Consider the following 16,203-nt stretch of genomic DNA (forward strand, 5'->3'; position numbering starts at 1 on the left):
GTATTTTTAAGAATAACTCCGCCTCACTACTATTGCCCTCAAGCCAGGCGCAAATCCCCTTCAAACCTCTGCCCGGCACCCTCACTCCAAGGAGAACGAGCATGAGTGCATCTCTGCGTAGCATCGACGGTCAGGACGAAGCCACCATTCTGCGTGAAATCCAGAGCGCTTTGCGCGACCTGCGGTTTGGTGCGGTGGAGATCACTGTGCACAACGCTCAGGTCGTACAGATCGAGCGCAAGGAGAAGTTCCGCCTGCAACAGCCCGGCAACAAGTCCGGCTGAGCACGCCCTACATCCAAAATTAGAAAAATGCCAATCGGGAGCTTCACCATGTCCATCCGCCGTTATGCGCTCGCCGCCCTGGCCAGTGCTGTTTTTGCCGGTTCCGCCATCGCCAAGGACTACGAACTGCTGAACGTGTCCTACGACCCGACCCGCGAGCTGTATCAGCAGTACAACGCCGAGTTCATCAAGCACTGGCAGCAGGCCCACCCGGGCGACAAGGTGAAGATCCAGCAATCCCATGGCGGCTCGGGCAAGCAGGCCCGTGCGGTGATCGACGGCTTGCGCGCCGACGTGGTGACCCTGGCCCTGGCCGGCGACATCGACGAAGTTGCCAAGCTTGGCAAGACCCTGCCGGACAACTGGCAGACCCGTCTGCCGGACGCCAGCACCCCGTATACCTCGACCATCGTGTTCCTGGTGCGCAAGGGCAACCCGAAAGGCATCAAGGACTGGGGCGACCTGATCAAGAAGGACGTTTCGGTCATCACCCCCAACCCGAAGACTTCCGGCGGTGCGCGCTGGAACTTCCTGGCCGCCTGGGCCTATGGCCTGAAGACCGGTGGTAGCGAAGACAAGGCCAAGGCCTACGTGCAGGAGCTGTTCAAGCACGTACCGGTGCTGGATACCGGCGCCCGTGGCTCGACCATCACCTTCGTCAACAACGGCCAGGGCGACGTGTTGCTGGCCTGGGAAAACGAAGCGTTCCTGGCGCTGAAGGAAGACGGTGGCGCCGACAAGTTCGACATCGTCGTACCTTCGCTGTCGATCCTGGCCGAGCCGCCAGTGGCGGTGGTGGACAAGAACGCCGAGAAGAAGGGCAATACCGAAATTGCCACCGAATACCTCAAGCACCTGTACAGCCCGGCCGGCCAGAAGATTGCCGCCGAAAACTTCTATCGCCCGCGTGACGAGAAGGTCGCTGCCGAGTTCGGCAAGCAATTCCCGAAACTGGACCTGGTAACCATCGACAAGGACTTCGGTGGCTGGAAAACTGCACAACCCAAATTCTTCAATGATGGCGGTGTGTTCGACCAGATCTATCAGGCACAGTAAACGCCAAGGAGAAGCGGGGGCCGCCTTGCGGCCCATTCGCGGCACAAGGCCGCTCCCACAAAGACCGCCGATCCCCTGTGCTAGCGCGATCCCTGTGGGAGCGGCCTTGTGCCGCGAATGGGCTGCAACGCAGCCCCAGGATTCAAAAGCTTGCACCGGCCCGGGATTGATTCCGGGCTTAGTGCGTTCAACCAGGGATACTTATGTCACGTCGTATTTCCCCCGTCATACCCGGCTTCGGGCTGACGCTGGGCTACACCTTGGTGTACCTCAGCCTGATCGTGCTGATACCGCTGGCCGCCATGTTCATTCATGCCTCGCAGCTGACCTGGGAGCAGTTCTGGAACATCATCAGTGCGCCGCGGGTGATCGCCGCACTCAAGCTGAGTTTCGGCACCGCCCTGTTCGCCGCCATCATCAACGGGGTGATCGGCACCCTGCTGGCCTGGGTGCTGGTGCGCTACACCTTCCCGGGGCGCAAGATCATCGACGCGATGATCGACCTGCCGTTCGCCCTGCCCACCGCCGTTGCCGGTATCGCCCTGACCGCCCTGTACGCGCCTGCGGGCTGGGTTGGCCAGTTTGCGACCGACCTTGGCTTCAAGATTGCCTACACCCCGTTGGGCATCACCCTGGCGCTGACCTTCGTCACCTTGCCGTTCGTGGTGCGCACGGTGCAGCCGGTGCTGGCCGACATCCCGCGTGAAGTGGAAGAGGCCGCTGCCTGCCTGGGGGCCAAACCGCTGCAGGTGTTCCGCCATATACTGGCGCCAGCGCTGCTGCCGGCCTGGCTCACCGGCTTTGCCCTGGCCTTCGCCCGCGGTGTGGGCGAGTATGGTTCGGTGATCTTCATTGCCGGCAACATGCCGATGAAGACCGAGATCCTGCCGCTGCTGATCATGGTCAAGCTCGACCAGTACGACTACACCGGCGCGACCGCCATCGGCGTGCTGATGCTGGTGGTTTCCTTCATCCTGCTGCTGCTGATCAACCTGCTGCAGCGCCGCATCGAAACCCCTTGAAGGAGGCCGGCATGTCCAGTTCATCCCTGAGTGCAAGCGCCGCCGCCAACGCCGCCCGCCGTGGCAGTGCTACGTCGCGGCGCATTCTTATCGGCCTTGGCTGGTGTTCGCCCTGTTCCTGCTGCTGCCGCTGGTGATCGTGGTGTCGCAGGCGCTGAAGAACGGTTTTGGCACCTTCTTCGAGGCGATCTTCGAGCCTGACGCATTGTCGGCGCTGAGGCTGACCCTGCTCGCTGTAGCCATTTCGGTACCGTTGAACCTGGTGTTCGGTGTCAGCGCCGCCTGGTGCGTCAGCAAGTACACGTTCCGTGGCAAAAGTATCCTGGTCACCCTGATCGACCTGCCGTTCTCGGTATCGCCGGTAATCGCCGGCCTGGTCTACGTGCTGATGTTCGGCGCGCAGGGCCTGTTCGGGCCTTGGCTGCAGGACCATGACATCCAGATCGTCTTCGCCCTGCCGGGCATCGTCCTGGCGACCATCTTCGTCACCGTGCCGTTTGTGGCCCGTGAGCTGATCCCGCTGATGCAGGAGCAGGGCACGCAAGAAGAGGAGGCTGCGCGCCTGCTGGGCGCCAATGGCTGGCAGATGTTCTGGCACGTGACCTTGCCCAACATCAAATGGGGCCTGATCTATGGCGTGGTGCTGTGTACTGCACGGGCCATGGGCGAGTTTGGCGCGGTGTCGGTGGTGTCGGGCCACATTCGTGGCGTGACCAATACCTTGCCGCTGCATGTGGAGATCCTCTACAACGAGTACAACCACGTCGCGGCCTTCAGCGTGGCCAGCCTGTTGCTGATCCTGGCGCTCTTCATCTTGCTGCTCAAGCAGTGGAGCGAGAACCGTATTAACCGCCTGCGCCACAGCGCCGCGGAGGAATGATTCATGTCGATCGAAGTTCGTAATGTCAGCAAGCGCTTCAACAGCTTCCAGGCCCTGAACAACATCAACCTGGACATCAACAGCGGCGAGCTGGTGGCGCTGCTTGGCCCGTCCGGCTGTGGCAAGACCACCCTGCTGCGCATCATTGCCGGCCTGGAAACCCCGGACCAGGGCAACATCGTGTTCCATGGCGAGGATGTGTCCGGCCACGACGTGCGTGACCGCAACGTCGGTTTCGTGTTCCAGCACTACGCGCTGTTCCGCCACATGAGCGTGTTCGACAACGTCGCCTTCGGCCTGCGCATGAAGCCCAAGGGCGAGCGCCCGAGCGAGAGCAAGATCGCCGAGAAAGTGCACGAGTTGCTGAACATGGTGCAGCTGGACTGGTTGTCCGACCGCTACCCCGAGCAGTTGTCTGGCGGCCAGCGTCAGCGTATTGCCCTGGCCCGCGCCTTGGCAGTGGAGCCCAAGGTGCTGCTGCTGGACGAGCCGTTCGGTGCGCTGGACGCCAAGGTGCGCAAGGAGCTGCGGCGTTGGCTGGCGCGGCTGCACGAGGACATCAACCTGACGTCGGTGTTCGTCACCCACGACCAGGAAGAGGCCATGGAAGTGGCTGACCGCATCGTGGTCATGAACAAGGGCGTGATCGAGCAGATCGGCTCGCCGGGCGAGGTGTACGAGCAGCCGGCCAACGATTTTGTCTACCACTTCCTGGGCGACTCCAACCGCCTGGCGCTGAGCGAAGGGCACCATGTGCTGTTCCGCCCGCATGAGGTGTCGCTGTCACGGCATGAGACCGAAGGGCACCATGCTGCCGAGGTGCGGGATATCCGGCCGTTGGGCGCTACCACGCGGGTAACGTTGAAGGTGGAAGGGCAGAGCGAGCTGATCGAGGCCGAGGTGGTCAAGGACCATGACAGCCTGACCGGGTTGGCGCGGGGAGAGACGTTGTTCTTCCGGCCGAAGGTTTGGCAGAAGGTGGCGGATATCTGATCTGCCCTTGATGATGAGAAGCCCGGGCTTGGTCTCGGGCTTTTTTATGCCTGTCGGATTGCCGGGGCTGCTCCGCAGCCCATCGCGACACAAGGCCGCTCCCACAGGGAAACGCAATTTCCTGTAGGAGCGGCCTTGCGTCGCGATCGAGGGCGCAGCCCTCGCGGCAATCTCATGCCTTACGCGAATATTTTGCATGCCCCCAATGCATAGCCTTTAGCCATGAAAGCCGCAGCCCACGCAATCCGTGGCTTTCACGGACCCCCTCAAAAACAATATTCAATTAAGTTCTAACCATAATTTTAAACATTACTTTAAGAGATAAGCCTCTGGCCCCGATGATTCAGCCACACACCTGAATCGAGACCCCAGGAGTTTGATCAATGGGTAATGTCCAGTCGGCCGTCAGGGCCTACGACCAGCCATGGCGCCCGGCCCCGGGTGACCTGGTCGAGCTTGGACGCACGCTTCGCCTCCCGCTTGGCCAGCTGCGCCTGCAACGCACGCCCGTCAGCGGTCTCAAGCGCCGCGACAAGCTGGTGTTGGGCCTGCTGGTGCTGGCCCTGCATGGCGCCGCAGCATACTGGGTCAGCCAGGCGCCAACCCCCGAACTGCCGGTGGTGCCGCCACAGGTGCCGCCCATGACTATCGAATTTGCTGCGCCTGCACCGCCTGTGGTCGAGCCTCCGCCGCCAGCGCCCGCGCCGCCCGTGGTCGAGCCACCACCGCCACCACCGGTAGTCGACGAACTGGCCGCCAAGCCCAAACCCAAGCCAAAGCCCGTGCCTAAGCCTGTGGTCAAGCAAGCGCCCAAGCCACAGCCCAAGCCGGTCGAGGCACCACCGCCAGCGCCGGTGGCCGCCCCCGCACCGCCTGCGCCTGCGCCACCCGCGCCGGCCCCGATAACCCCGGCATCGGCCAACGCCGCGTACTTGAAGAACCCGGCACCGGAATACCCGCAAATGGCCCAGCGCCGTGGTTGGGAAGGCACCGTGCTGTTGCGCGTAGAGGTGCTGCCCAGCGGCAAGCCCGGGCAGATCCAGGTACAGAAAAGCAGTGGCCGTGACGCCCTCGACGCTGCCGCGCTGGCCGCGGTCAAGCGCTGGAGCTTCGTACCCGCCAAGCAGGGCGATGTAGCCCAGACCGGCTGGGTCAGCGTGCCGATCGATTTCAAGCTTCGCTAACTATTTCGCAGAACACAGGAAGACATCATCATGAGCCTGCTGGCATCCCCTCTCGAATCCGTTGAAAGCGCAGTCATCTGGCTGCTGGTCGGTTTTTCTGTCGTCACTTGGGGCCTGGCCCTGGTCAAGGTTGCGCAGTTCGTGCGGCTTAAAAACCAGGACAAGCGCTTTCATAAGCAGTTCTGGGCTGCCTCCAGCCTGGACTCGGCCGCTGAACTCAGCCATGAGCTGCCCGGGCCGGCTGCTCGCGTTGCCCAGTCCGGCTACGCCGCGATTGCCGTTGGCGATACCCAGGCCAACGACCTGAGCCACGCTATCAACCACCAGGACCGCCTGGAGCGCGCCTTGCGCCAGCAGATCGTGCGTGAGCGCCGCTCGCTGGAAACCGGCCTGGCGGTGGTCGCCAGTATCGGCAGCACCTCGCCCTTCATCGGCCTGTTCGGCACCGTGTGGGGCATCATGGAAGCGCTCAAGGGCATCAGTGCGGCCGGCTCCGCCAGCCTGGAAACCGTCGCCGGGCCCATCGGTGCGGCACTGGTGGCTACCGGGGTGGGCATCGCCGTCGCGGTGCCTGCGGTGCTGGTGTACAACTACTTCCTGCGTCGCCTCAAGCTGACCGCCGCCGACCTGGATGACTTCGCCCACGACTTCTACAGCCTGGCGCAGAAGAGTGCCTTCCGCGTGCTGGTGCACCCCGCTGTGCAAAAACCCCAGGCTGGTTTCACCCAGCCGGTAAAGGAGGCGTCCTGATATGGCCTTTTCGACCCAGGACAGCGACGAAGTCCTCAGTGAAATCAACGTCACGCCCTTGGTAGACGTCATGCTGGTGTTGCTGGTGGTGTTCATCGTCACCGCGCCGCTGCTGACCAATGCCATCCCCATCAACTTGCCCAAGACCGAGGCTGTGGCCCCGGTGGAGCAGAAGGACCCACTGGTGGTCAGCATCGACGGCGAGGGCAAGCTGTTCATCAACAAGGACCAGATCCAGCCCGACCTGCTGGAGACCAACCTCAAGGCCGCCAAGGACAAGGACGCGAACGTTCGCGTGCAACTGCAGGCCGATGACGGCGTGAACTACGGCGAAGTGGCGCGGGCCATGGCAGCCATCGAACGTGCGGGGATCAGCAAACTGGCGGTGATCACCGCGCGCTGATGGCTGCAAAACTTCTTCAGGCAAGTGACTCACGCAAGTGCGTTGGGGCCATATCTCTTGGCAGGGGTAGGCCCTTTTTTTTTGCCTGTGAGGGCCCTGTCGCCGGCAAGCCAGCGCCCCCAGGTATTGTGCTGCCCTCAGGCTTTGTGCAGTCCCTGTGAGAGCTGGCTTGCCGACGATAGGGCTATCGGCATAAATTACATATAGTTATTAATAAATAGCTTCTTATTCCTTTACGAATATAACTCCCTCCCTATACTTGTCTCCAAGCACGCAAACTTACTGGAGGCGTCCCCATGCGCAATGAGTCTATTCGTTACCTGATTGTGCCGGGCTGGCAAGGATCGCCAGACAACCATTGGCAGAGTCACTGGCAGCGTACCCTGCCCAACAGTGCGCGGGTCGAGCAGCACGACTGGCTCACCCCGCAACGTCAGGACTGGGTGCGGGCGCTGGAGCAGGCGGTTGCCGCCGAGCGTGCGCCGGTGATCCTGATTGCCCACAGCCTTGGCTGCATCACTGTCGCCCATTGGGCCGCGCAGGCCAGCCCGGCCTTGCTGCGCAGGGTGCGTGGTGCACTGCTGGTGGCGCCGGCAGACGTCGAGCGCCCCACCTGCGCGCCAGCCCTGCGTAACTTTGCGCCGATCCCTGGCGAAGCGCTGCCGTTTCCCAGCCAGGTAGTCAGCTCGGACAACGACCCGGCCGTGAGCGTGCCGCGGGCGCTGTACCTGGCCCAGGCATGGGGCGCCGAAGCGGGGTTGCTGAGCAATGCCGGGCACATCAACGTCAAGTCCGGGCATGAGCGCTGGGAACAAGGCTTCGCCTACTTGTATCGCTTGCAGAGCCGGGTTGAGCAGCGCGCACTGCGTCGCGCCTGACACCCCTTGCTGTTTACCGTTTACCTGACGCCCGGCCATTGCAGGCCTGGGGCGGGAGTTCGTCATGACGCTTCAACACCCGTTTGGCCAGCCACTGCTGACCTTCCCTGAGCTGGACAAAAGCCCGCTGAGCATCCGTGCCAAGGCCTTGGTGTTCATCGACCCGCGTTCGCAGCAGTTGCGTGAAGACCTTGAGCGTCTGGCACCGCAACCCTTGCCCGTGCTGATCCGTGGCGAAACCGGCACCGGCAAGGAACTGCTGGCCCGGCAGATCCATCGTGCCAGCGACCGTGGAGGGCTATTCGTGTCGGTCAACTGTGCGGCCATCAGCCCCACTTACGCCGATGCCGAGCTGTTCGGCTATAGCGCCGGCAGCCATGGCGGTACGGCCAGCAGCCGCGCCGGCTGGTTCGGTTCGGCCAACGGCGGCACGCTGTACCTGGATGAGATTGCCGACTTGCCGCTGGCCATCCAGGGCAAGCTGCTGGCGGCCCTGGAAAACCGCGAGGTCACCCGGGTTGGCGCACAGCAGCCACAGCCGGTGGATGTGCGCCTGGTCGCCGCCACCAGCATCGACCTGGCGCGCGTGGTACGTGCCGGGCGTTTCAACGAGCGCCTGTACCAGTACTTGCGCGAGGGTGCGCTGGAACTGCCGCCACTGCGCGAGCGGCCGGGCGATATCCTGCCGCTGGCCGAGTATTTTGTGGGCATCTACAGCGCGCGTCTGCAGCGGCCTGTGCCATTGGTAAGCGAGGCTGCGCAGCAGGTGCTGGAAGCGCATTTCTGGCCTGGCAATACCCGCGAACTGGAGAACGTCATTCACTTTGCCTTGCTGGTGAATGACGGCGCAGAGATCCAGCCTGAGGACCTCGACTTGCCCAACACCGCGGGCTAGACATCGCTCATAAGCAAAGTGGCTGGTGGCATTTTGTTTTTGGAATAAGCAGCTAAATAAAAGATATTGTTACGGAATAAAAAATCTAGGTATTGTCCGCCTCACGCCCGCTGGTGAACCGGTTGGGCACCCGATTCGCCATCGCCGATGGCCCAGATTCAGAACAAGGACCACCATGAAGAAGACCCTGCTGACCACCGCCCTGGCCGCTGCCCTGTCGTTCTCAGGCCTGGCCGCCGCCGCCGAGAAACTGGTGGTTGCCGCTACCCCGGTACCCCACGCCGAGATTCTTGAGCTGATCAAGCCTGCTCTGGCCAAGGAAGGCGTGGACCTGGAAATCAAGGTCTTCACCGACTACGTGCAGCCGAACGTGCAGGTGGACCAGAAGCGCCTTGACGCCAACTACTTCCAGACCCTGCCTTACCTGAAGAGCTTCAACGAAGGTAAGGGCACGCACCTGGAAACGGTGATCGGCGTACACGTCGAACCCTTCGGTGGCTACTCGAAGAAGATCAAGAACCTGTCTGAGCTGAAGGAAGGCGCTACTGTGGCCATCCCTAACGAAGGCAGCAACAGCGGCCGCGCCCTGATCCTGCTGCAGAAGGCTGGCCTGATCACCCTGAAAGACCCGAAGAATGCCCTGGCCACCCCCAAGGACATTGCCGAAAACCCGAAAAAGCTGAAGTTCCGCGAGCTTGAGTCGGCCATGCTGCCGCGTGTGCTGGACCAGGTCGACCTGGACATGATCAACACCAACTACGCGCTGGAAGCCGGCCTGAACCCGGCCAAGGATGCGCTGGTGATCGAAGGCGCTGACTCGCCATACGTGAACTTCCTGGTTGCCCGCCCGGACAACAAGGACAGCGAAGCCATCCAGAAACTGGCCAAGGCCCTGACCAGCCCGGAAGTGAAAGAATTCATCGCCAAGAAGTATCAGGGTGCTGTGCTGCCGGCGTTCTGATTCGCTTGCGATACCCTGCATAACCCAACGCCGACACCCCTGTGTCGGCGTTTTTGTTTCTGTATCTTGGGCCGCTTTGCGGCCCTTTCGCGACGCAAGGCCGCTCCCACAATGGTTCGGCGTACGCGGGCCATTGTGGGAGCGGCCTTGCGTCGCGATTGGGCTGCAAAGCAGCCCCAGGATGTATGCCCGGTGAAAAATGCTTGGTGATATGCATATGCAATAAAGGTATTTATTAAAAATTTTTTAGATCATTAGAGTCTAGCAATCGTGCCCCGCGCACCCTGCAGACTTGCTCTACCCATGACCCTCGACACCGCATTCATCCTCAGCACGTTACCCGCCTTCCTCAAGGCCGTGGGCGTGACCTTGCAGGTAGGCCTGATCGCCATTGCCACCTCGCTACTGGTCGCCCTGGTCAATGCCACGCTGCTGGTACTACGCACCCCCTACCTGTGGCGACTGGTCAAAGCCTACGTGGAGCTGGCGCGCAACACGCCGCTGCTGATCCAGCTGTTCTTCGTCTACTTCGCCTTGCCGAGCCTGGGGCTGAAAATTTCCGGTTTCAGCGCAGCGATCATCACCATGACCTTCATGGGCGGTGCCTATCTCACCGAGGTGTTGCGGGCCGGCATCGAGGCCGTGCCGCGCGCCCAGCTCGAATCCGGGCGCTCCATCGGCCTGTCCGAGGGCCAGTTGCTGCGCCATGTGGTGCTGCCCCAGGCCACTATCCTCAGCTTGCCGGCGCTGTTCGCCAATTTCATCTTCCTGCTCAAGGAAACCACCGTGGTGTCGGCGGTGGCCGTGCCGGAAATCCTCTACACCACCAAGAACTACATCGCGCTGTACTACAAGACCTACGAAATGCTCACCGTGCTGACCTTGCTCTGCGTGCTGCTGTTCCTGCCGCTGTCGTTGCTGCTGCGCTACGTGGAAAGGAGGCTGCAACATGGCCAGTTCGGCATCTGAACTGTTGCTGCAGGCGTTGCCGCAGCTGGCTGGCGGCGCCGCGCAGACCTTGGCCATCTCGGCGCTGGGCATCCTGTTCGCAACGCTGGGTGGCGTGCTGTACGGCGTGCTGGCAACCGTGGGCAACCGTGCCCTGAACATCGTCTTGCAGGTGTACCTGGAGCTGTTCCGCGCCATCCCGGTGCTGGTCTGGCTGTACCTGGTGTTCTTTGGCCTGCCGATCTTCTTTGCCCTGAGCATCCCCAGCTTCTGGTGCGCCGTGCTGGTTTTGGCCCTGTGGGGCGCCAGCGAGGTGGGCGAGGTAGTGCGCGGTGCATTGGCTTCGCTGCCACGTGGCCAGCGCGAGGCCGGGCTGTCGATCGGCCTGGCCGGCTGGCAGCTGTATGGCTACGTGTTGCTGCCCCAGGCACTCAAGCGCATGACCCCGCCGACCATCAACATCTACACGCGGATCATCAAGACCAGCTCGCTGGCGGTGCTGATCGGCGTGGTCGAGGTGATCAAGGCCGGCCAGCAGATCATCGAACGCACCTACGAATCGGTGCTGATCTACGGCGCCTTGTTCCTGTTCTTCTTCATCATCTGTTATCCGCTGTCCGCCGCTTCGCGCGTGCTGGAACGCCGCTGGGCACACTCATGAGCGCATTGATCGAATTCCAGGGTTTCAACAAGTTTTTTGCCGAGCACCAGGTGCTCAAGGACGTCGACCTCAAGGTGGCGGCCGGCGAAGTGGTGGTCATCCTCGGCCCCAGCGGTTGCGGCAAGAGCACGCTGCTGCGCTGCCTGAACGGCCTGGAGCAGGCCCACAGTGGCCACCTGCGGCTGGGCGGGCTAGAGCTGCTTGATCCGCGCACCGACTGGCGCCACGTCCGTCAGCGGGTGGGCATGGTGTTCCAGAGCTATCACCTGTTCGGCCACATGAGCGTGATCGACAACCTGCTGCTTGGCCCGCTCAAGGTACAAAAACGCGAACGCGCCGAGGCCCAGGCCCAGGCCGAGGCGCTGCTGGCGCGGGTCGGCCTGCTGGACAAACGCGACGCCTTCCCCCGGCAATTGTCCGGCGGCCAGCAACAGCGCATCGCCATCGTGCGCTCACTGTGCATGAACCCCGAGGTGATGCTGTTCGACGAGGTTACCGCCGCCCTCGACCCGGAAATGGTCAAGGAGGTGCTGCAAGTGATCCAGGGCTTGGCCCGCGACGGCATGACCTTGCTCATCGTTACCCACGAAATGGCCTTCGCTCGCGCGGTGGCCGACCGCATCGTGTTCATGGAGGCCGGCAGGATCCTTGAACAAGGCGACCCCGAGAGCTTCTTCACCAAACCGCAGACCGCACGCGCGCAGCAGTTCCTGGAGAAATTCTCCTTCGTAGAAAGCCTGCCAAAGACACTGCACAAGGAACTGTCATGAAAACTGCCAACCTCACCAAACTGCTGGCGCCGTTGTTCGGCCTGGCCCTGCTCGCCGGTTGCAACAAGGCCGAAGAACCGCCCAAGCCGGCAGCGGCGTCGCCAGCCACCAGCTACTTGGAAACCATCAAGGCCCGCGACAAGCTGATTGTCGGGGTGTTCACCGACAAACCGCCGTTTGGCTTCGTCGATGAAAAAGGCCGCTATGTGGGCTTTGACACTGACATCGGCCGGCGCCTGGCCAAGGACCTGCTGGGTGATGAAAACAAGGTCGAGTTCGTTGCCGTGGAACCGGCCAGCCGTATTCCGTTCCTGCAGAGCGACAAGGTCGATCTGATCCTCGCCAACATGACCGTCACCCCGGAGCGCAAGGAAGCGGTGGACTTCACCAACCCCAACCTGCGCGTTGCCGTGCAGGCCATCGTTGCAGATGGCCGCCCGGTGCAGAAGCTTGACGACCTGGCCGACAAAACCATCATCGTCACCACCGGCACCACGGCCGACATCTGGCTGACCAAGCACCACCCTGAGTGGAAACTGCTCAAGTTCGAGAAGAACAGCGAGTCGCTGCAAGCCCTGGCCACTGGCCGTGGCGATGCCTATGCCCAGGACAACCTGATCCTGTTCAGCTGGGCCAAGCAGAACCCGGGCTACCGCGTGCTGCCGCAGCTGCTGGGTGACGAAGCGCCGATTGCGCCAGCGGTCAAGAAGGGCAACACCGAGCTGCGTGACTGGGTGAATGCCGAGCTGGCCAAGCTGGGGGAAGAGAAGTTTCTGCTGAAACTGTATGACCAGTATGTGCGCAAGGAACTGAGCGATGACACCAAGCCGGAAAGCGTGATTGTCGAAGGGGGCAAGTGGCAGGGCTGACCGTGTAATTGGGGCCGCTTTGCGGCCCCATCGATCACCCACCCGGTACCAGCCTCAGGGTACTCTGCGCCGGAATCACCCCCATCTGCGCCCGCTCATACTGCCCCTGCACATACCCCTTGGCCTGGTCTGCATAATGCCTGTCGAACGGCACGCCACTCTGCCCGACCGGGTTGATGGTCAGTGCCTGCCCGGCATCGGCAAAGTCGATCAGCCGCCGCGTCGACGGCCCATAGGTCACCGGCCATGGCGCCGGGCCGATCTTCGCCGAGAGGTTGTTGGGCACTTCATGGGTACCGGGTGCGGCGAACGGCCCGACGTTGAACAGCAGGTTCAGCGGCTTCTTTACCCCCAGCGGGTGGTTGTGGGTCAGGGTATGCGCCTTGCCCCATTGCCAGCGGGCCGGGTCGCTGCCCAGGGCGTCACGCAAGTGCTTCAAGCTGCTCTGCCAAGCCGTGCGCACGACTGCGGTACGGTCGGTACGCTGGTTGCCACCGCGGGTGTTCCACCAGGGTGAGTCGGCATCCGCGGCCAGGCGTGGCAAGGCAGCGTCGATGGCGCGGGTGCTGATCAGTACCGGGAACCACGTGTCGCCCAGTTCGTCATGCAGGGCCGCGAATGCCAGTTCGTAGAGGAACTGGTTGAACAACGTGGCGCTGGTCGAGTCCAGCGGGTAGTCGCCGCGCCAGGCAGCCAGCTGCTCGACCAGCTCCTTTTCTTCGTCACCTTCGGCCACCGCGCGCAGCGTTGCCAGCAGCGGTGCAAGGGTGCGTGGACCGTGATCGCTGGCCGAGTCCAGCTGCAGTGCCTGGCTGTTCTGCGTATCCCATTTCACATCAGGGTTGGCCAGCTGTCGGTCGAGTTGGCGGCAACGGTCGGGCAGGTTGTAGTAACCCGGTATCGGCACCGCTGCCGGCGGCTGGTAGTTGGCCGAGACGATATAGCCGCGGGCCGGGTTTTCCTGCTGCGGGTTAACGTTGAAAGGGTAGAAACCGAGCTTGTCGGCCTGCGCGCTGGCACCGTCGAGGATGAATGCCGGGTCGACGCCGTCGGGTCGGATTGGCAGCTTTGCCGCCGCCCACCAACCGATATCGCCACCCGCATTGGCCCAGACAAAGTTAAGCCCCGGCGCGTGAACCTTGGCAGCGGCATCGCGCATCTTGCCCAGGGTATCGGCACGGTTGAGCTGGTAGAAACCTTCGAGGATCGGGTTTTCGGTTTCCAGAAACGCCCACCACATGGCGATTGGCGTTGACCCGGCCGTGGCGCCCAGCACGTCGTTGACGATCGGGCCATGGGGCGAGCGGCGCAGGCTGAGGGTCACCGGCGCTTCGCCTTTCACCGCGATCTGCTGTTCGGTTTTTTGCAACGCCTGCCATTTGCCGTCGACCATGACCTGGTTGGGGTCGGCAGGGTTGGTGCGCTCGGCGATCAGGTCGAGGTCGTCGTTCTGGAACATGGTCAGGCTCCAGCCGAAGTCGCGGTTATGGCCCAGCAAGGCGAACGGGTTGAGCGCCTGGAAGTAGCCATACAGGTTGAAGCCGGGTGCTGACAGTTCGGCCTCGTACCACACCGCGGGCACCGCGAAGCCGATATGCGGGTCGCCGGCCAGCAGCGGCTTGCCACTGCGGGTATGGCTGCCGGCCACTGCCCAGGCGTTGCTGCCTTCGAACTGCGGGATACCGGCCTCGCCCAGTGCGTCATGGCTGAGCCGGGCGAGGGCCTCCAGGCTTTGCCAATCGGCAGCGGCCAGTGGTGTGCCGAGGGCGCCTTCGGGCTGCCAACCGAGGTCGAAGATGTTCAGGTATTCAGGCCCCAGCTGGTCGCGGATGTAGGTCAGTGCGGGCTCGGTGCGAAACGCGGCCGCGAAGCTGTAGGCCAGGTAACCGGCGATGCTCAGAGTGTCTTCGGCGGTGAACGGACGCGGCGTGATGCCGAGCAGGTCGAACTCCATGGGCTTGGGATGGCTGGCCTGCCAGCTGTTGACCCCGTCGAGGTAGGCTTGCAGGGCCTGCCAGGCAGGTGACTGCGGGTCCTGACGGCTGGCCATCAGGGCGGCCTGCTCGCGAATGCGCAGGCTGCGGAACAGGGTGTCGGTGGGTAGCAGCTTGTCGCCAAGCACCTCGGCCAGTTCGCCACGGGCCAGGCGCCGCATTATCTCCATCTGGAACAGCCGGTCCTGGGCATGCACATAGCCCAGGGCGCGATACAGGTCTGGCTCGCTCTGCGCTTGCAGGTGCGGCACGCCGCGGGCGTCGTAGCGCACGCTGACCGGCGCTTGCAGGCCGGCCATGGCCACCTCGCCCTCGCGCTGTGGCAGTTTGCCCTGCACGTACCAGTAACCGACGCCAGCGGCTATGGCCACAACCATGGCCAACAGGGTCAGGCTGCGCTTCATGCAGACTCCTTGTGCGTTCAAGCAGAAAATGTGGTCCGATCATCGGTGGATTCGCGAACAGAGCATAGCCCCCAGGAAGGAGTTTCCATGTCCCTCAGCGAAAAACAGAAAATGCTCACAGGCCAGCTCTACCACGCTGGCTGCCCTGAGCTGCAAGCCGAGCAGATCGCCAACAAGCACTGGATGCACCGTTACAACAGCAGTGTCGAATTGCTCAACGAGGCACGTCATGGGTTGCTGGTGGAGCACTTTGCCCACGTTGGCGAAGGCACGGTGATCCGCCCGCCGTTCTATTGCGACTATGGCTACAACATCAGTATTGGCCGCAATACCTTCATGAACTTCAACTGCGTGATCCTCGATGTGGTGCCGGTGCGTATCGGCGATGACTGCCAGATCGGCCCCAACGTGCAGATCTACGCCGCCGACCATCCGCTCGACCCCGAAGTGCGGCGCAGCGGGCTGGAGAGCGGGCGGCCGGTGACCATTGGCAACAACGTGTGGATCGGCGGCGCGGCGATCATCCTGCCGGGGGTGACCATTGGCGACAATGCCGTGGTGGGTGCCGGTAGTGTGGTGACCCGGGATGTGCCGGCGGGTGCGACGGTGGTGGGTAACCCGGCGCGGGTGCGTCAGCCCGCCCAGGGGCAGTAGCAGCCCACTGCCAGTGTATTGGAGGCGCTGACCTGGCGGCCGTCGAGCAGGGCCTTGAGCATTGGCTCGACGAAACTGTTGCTGGCATTGCACACCGCACCCTCGCTGTAGGGGCCGAAGTAGGCCAGGCGGCCTTGCCGGTCCCAGATGGCCACGGCCGGGGAGGCGGGCAGGTGCTCGCTGCCGGGCAGGTTGGCGATGGGCTTCAGGGCGGTGAGGTTGGCGGGCAGTTGGCCGTGGCTGCCGGGCTTTTGCAGCACGTGGAAGGTAACGCCGCGGCCTGCGAACTGGCTGACCAGGTCGCCCAGGTGCTGCTGGTTGCCGACATTGCACGGGCACGCGGGGTCCCAGAAATGCACCACACGAACCGGGCCGGGGCCGGCCAGCTCGGCCGGTAGTTGCAGCTGGCTGCCATCGAACAGCGTGGCCTGGTTGTCGAACGGGCGCAGGTAGCGGGCCTGGAAGGTGGTGTAGGCCTGCCAGAGTATGACGGCGCTGACCAATAAGGCGATTACCGTGCACAGCGGTTTGATGATTCGGCTATTCATGACGACTCGGTGACCCTTTGTGGGAGCGGGCTTGTCCCGCGAAGCAGGC

General features: G+C 62.9%; 17 protein-coding genes and 1 pseudogene. 16 read left to right on the forward strand and 2 right to left on the reverse strand.

The genetic code is table 11. From position 1 onward, the window contains the following. Positions 1 to 101: 101 nt before the first annotated feature. From oscA to ACK1VC_RS04550, 15 genes and pseudogenes are all read left to right on the forward strand, one after another. Positions 102 to 284, forward strand: a complete 183-nt coding sequence (gene oscA / locus ACK1VC_RS04480; protein WP_016489716.1) for a sulfur starvation response protein OscA — start codon at positions 102 to 104, stop codon at positions 282 to 284. 48 nt (positions 285 to 332) lie between these two features. Continuing rightward, positions 333 to 1,340 carry a sulfate ABC transporter substrate-binding protein gene (locus ACK1VC_RS04485; protein WP_016489715.1) on the forward strand — a complete coding sequence of 336 codons (1,008 nt, stop codon included), beginning with the start codon at positions 333 to 335 and terminating at the stop codon, positions 1,338 to 1,340. A gap of 203 nt (positions 1,341 to 1,543) precedes the next feature. Further along, positions 1,544 to 2,362: a sulfate ABC transporter permease subunit CysT gene (gene cysT, locus ACK1VC_RS04490; RefSeq protein ID WP_012274724.1), complete on the forward strand. Its 819-nt coding sequence runs from the start codon at positions 1,544 to 1,546 to the stop codon at positions 2,360 to 2,362. A gap of 11 nt (positions 2,363 to 2,373) precedes the next feature. Continuing rightward, positions 2,374 to 3,242, forward strand: a pseudogene (gene cysW, locus ACK1VC_RS04495) (sulfate ABC transporter permease subunit CysW). Positions 3,243 to 3,245: 3 nt separating this feature from the next. Then, a complete protein-coding gene (locus tag ACK1VC_RS04500; RefSeq protein WP_016489713.1) occupies positions 3,246 to 4,235 on the forward strand; it encodes a sulfate/molybdate ABC transporter ATP-binding protein in 990 nt (329 codons plus the stop codon). A gap of 383 nt (positions 4,236 to 4,618) precedes the next feature. Continuing rightward, on the forward strand, positions 4,619 to 5,419 hold the full coding sequence (locus tag ACK1VC_RS04505; protein ID WP_012274721.1) for an energy transducer TonB: 801 nt from the start codon (positions 4,619 to 4,621) through the stop codon (positions 5,417 to 5,419). A gap of 30 nt (positions 5,420 to 5,449) precedes the next feature. Beyond that, the gene (locus tag ACK1VC_RS04510) at positions 5,450 to 6,169 is read left to right on the forward strand and encodes a MotA/TolQ/ExbB proton channel family protein (protein ID WP_016489712.1); all 720 of its coding nucleotides are present in this window, start codon (positions 5,450 to 5,452) and stop codon (positions 6,167 to 6,169) included. A 1-nt stretch (position 6,170) separates the two neighbouring features. After that, positions 6,171 to 6,572 (forward strand): ExbD/TolR family protein, encoded by a 402-nt coding sequence (locus ACK1VC_RS04515; protein ID WP_016489711.1) that lies wholly within the window; start codon positions 6,171 to 6,173, stop codon positions 6,570 to 6,572. Positions 6,573 to 6,868: 296 nt separating this feature from the next. Continuing rightward, entirely contained in the window at positions 6,869 to 7,450 is a 582-nt protein-coding gene (locus tag ACK1VC_RS04520) for an alpha/beta hydrolase (protein ID WP_016489710.1), read from the forward strand. 64 nt (positions 7,451 to 7,514) lie between these two features. Further along, on the forward strand, positions 7,515 to 8,345 hold the full coding sequence (locus tag ACK1VC_RS04525; RefSeq protein ID WP_016489709.1) for a sigma 54-interacting transcriptional regulator: 831 nt from the start codon (positions 7,515 to 7,517) through the stop codon (positions 8,343 to 8,345). A 175-nt stretch (positions 8,346 to 8,520) separates the two neighbouring features. Further along, entirely contained in the window at positions 8,521 to 9,306 is a 786-nt protein-coding gene (locus ACK1VC_RS04530) for a MetQ/NlpA family ABC transporter substrate-binding protein (protein ID WP_016489708.1), read from the forward strand. A 303-nt stretch (positions 9,307 to 9,609) separates the two neighbouring features. Continuing rightward, a complete protein-coding gene (locus ACK1VC_RS04535; RefSeq protein ID WP_016489707.1) occupies positions 9,610 to 10,275 on the forward strand; it encodes an amino acid ABC transporter permease in 666 nt (221 codons plus the stop codon). Further along, complete coding sequence (locus ACK1VC_RS04540; protein WP_016489706.1) at positions 10,256 to 10,915, forward strand: amino acid ABC transporter permease; 660 nt, start codon at positions 10,256 to 10,258, stop codon at positions 10,913 to 10,915. The genes ACK1VC_RS04535 and ACK1VC_RS04540 overlap by 20 nt, the downstream gene beginning before the upstream one ends. Further along, the gene (locus ACK1VC_RS04545) at positions 10,912 to 11,685 is read left to right on the forward strand and encodes an amino acid ABC transporter ATP-binding protein (protein WP_016489705.1); all 774 of its coding nucleotides are present in this window, start codon (positions 10,912 to 10,914) and stop codon (positions 11,683 to 11,685) included. Before ACK1VC_RS04540 ends, ACK1VC_RS04545 begins: the two co-directional genes overlap by 4 nt. Beyond that, a complete protein-coding gene (locus ACK1VC_RS04550) occupies positions 11,682 to 12,554 on the forward strand; it encodes a transporter substrate-binding domain-containing protein (RefSeq protein WP_191087089.1) in 873 nt (290 codons plus the stop codon). Before ACK1VC_RS04545 ends, ACK1VC_RS04550 begins: the two co-directional genes overlap by 4 nt. A gap of 34 nt (positions 12,555 to 12,588) precedes the next feature. Here the strand turns inward: ACK1VC_RS04550 and ACK1VC_RS04555 are convergent, their stop codons facing one another. Beyond that, entirely contained in the window at positions 12,589 to 14,952 is a 2,364-nt protein-coding gene (locus tag ACK1VC_RS04555; RefSeq protein WP_191087088.1) for a penicillin acylase family protein, read from the reverse strand. Between the two features lie 87 nt (positions 14,953 to 15,039). Here ACK1VC_RS04555 and ACK1VC_RS04560 point away from each other — a divergent pair, with 87 nt between their 5' ends. Then, positions 15,040 to 15,606, forward strand: coding sequence for a sugar O-acetyltransferase (locus ACK1VC_RS04560; protein WP_060516816.1), 567 nt, complete (start codon positions 15,040 to 15,042; stop codon positions 15,604 to 15,606). On the opposite strand, the gene ACK1VC_RS04565 is transcribed toward ACK1VC_RS04560, so the two are convergent. Next, positions 15,585 to 16,154: a DUF6436 domain-containing protein gene (locus ACK1VC_RS04565; RefSeq protein ID WP_016489701.1), complete on the reverse strand. Its 570-nt coding sequence runs from the start codon at positions 16,152 to 16,154 to the stop codon at positions 15,585 to 15,587. The two genes, ACK1VC_RS04560 and ACK1VC_RS04565, sit on opposite strands and share 22 nt — an antisense overlap. Positions 16,155 to 16,203 lie beyond the last annotated feature (49 nt).

Source organism: Pseudomonas sp. XP2 (assembly GCF_053557975.1).

What these genes read in the sequence shown, in the direction of transcription:
- ACK1VC_RS04510 (WP_016489712.1), top strand. Translation starts at nt 5,450, where the DNA reads ATGAGCCTGCTGGCATCCCCTCTCGAATCCGTTGAAAGCGCAGTCATC.
- ACK1VC_RS04515 (WP_016489711.1), top strand. Translation starts at nt 6,171, where the DNA reads ATGGCCTTTTCGACCCAGGACAGCGACGAAGTCCTCAGTGAAATCAAC.
- ACK1VC_RS04550 (WP_191087089.1), top strand. Translation starts at nt 11,682, where the DNA reads ATGAAAACTGCCAACCTCACCAAACTGCTGGCGCCGTTGTTCGGCCTG.
- ACK1VC_RS04540 (WP_016489706.1), top strand. Translation starts at nt 10,256, where the DNA reads ATGGCCAGTTCGGCATCTGAACTGTTGCTGCAGGCGTTGCCGCAGCTG.
- ACK1VC_RS04525 (WP_016489709.1), top strand. Translation starts at nt 7,515, where the DNA reads ATGACGCTTCAACACCCGTTTGGCCAGCCACTGCTGACCTTCCCTGAG.
- ACK1VC_RS04505 (WP_012274721.1), top strand. Translation starts at nt 4,619, where the DNA reads ATGGGTAATGTCCAGTCGGCCGTCAGGGCCTACGACCAGCCATGGCGC.
- ACK1VC_RS04530 (WP_016489708.1), top strand. Translation starts at nt 8,521, where the DNA reads ATGAAGAAGACCCTGCTGACCACCGCCCTGGCCGCTGCCCTGTCGTTC.
- ACK1VC_RS04485 (WP_016489715.1), top strand. Translation starts at nt 333, where the DNA reads ATGTCCATCCGCCGTTATGCGCTCGCCGCCCTGGCCAGTGCTGTTTTT.
- ACK1VC_RS04500 (WP_016489713.1), top strand. Translation starts at nt 3,246, where the DNA reads ATGTCGATCGAAGTTCGTAATGTCAGCAAGCGCTTCAACAGCTTCCAG.
- ACK1VC_RS04560 (WP_060516816.1), top strand. Translation starts at nt 15,040, where the DNA reads ATGTCCCTCAGCGAAAAACAGAAAATGCTCACAGGCCAGCTCTACCAC.
- ACK1VC_RS04535 (WP_016489707.1), top strand. Translation starts at nt 9,610, where the DNA reads ATGACCCTCGACACCGCATTCATCCTCAGCACGTTACCCGCCTTCCTC.
- ACK1VC_RS04565 (WP_016489701.1), bottom strand. Translation starts at nt 16,154, where the DNA reads ATGAATAGCCGAATCATCAAACCGCTGTGCACGGTAATCGCCTTATTG.
- oscA (WP_016489716.1), top strand. Translation starts at nt 102, where the DNA reads ATGAGTGCATCTCTGCGTAGCATCGACGGTCAGGACGAAGCCACCATT.
- cysT (WP_012274724.1), top strand. Translation starts at nt 1,544, where the DNA reads ATGTCACGTCGTATTTCCCCCGTCATACCCGGCTTCGGGCTGACGCTG.
- ACK1VC_RS04555 (WP_191087088.1), bottom strand. Translation starts at nt 14,952, where the DNA reads ATGAAGCGCAGCCTGACCCTGTTGGCCATGGTTGTGGCCATAGCCGCT.
- ACK1VC_RS04545 (WP_016489705.1), top strand. Translation starts at nt 10,912, where the DNA reads ATGAGCGCATTGATCGAATTCCAGGGTTTCAACAAGTTTTTTGCCGAG.
- ACK1VC_RS04520 (WP_016489710.1), top strand. Translation starts at nt 6,869, where the DNA reads ATGCGCAATGAGTCTATTCGTTACCTGATTGTGCCGGGCTGGCAAGGA.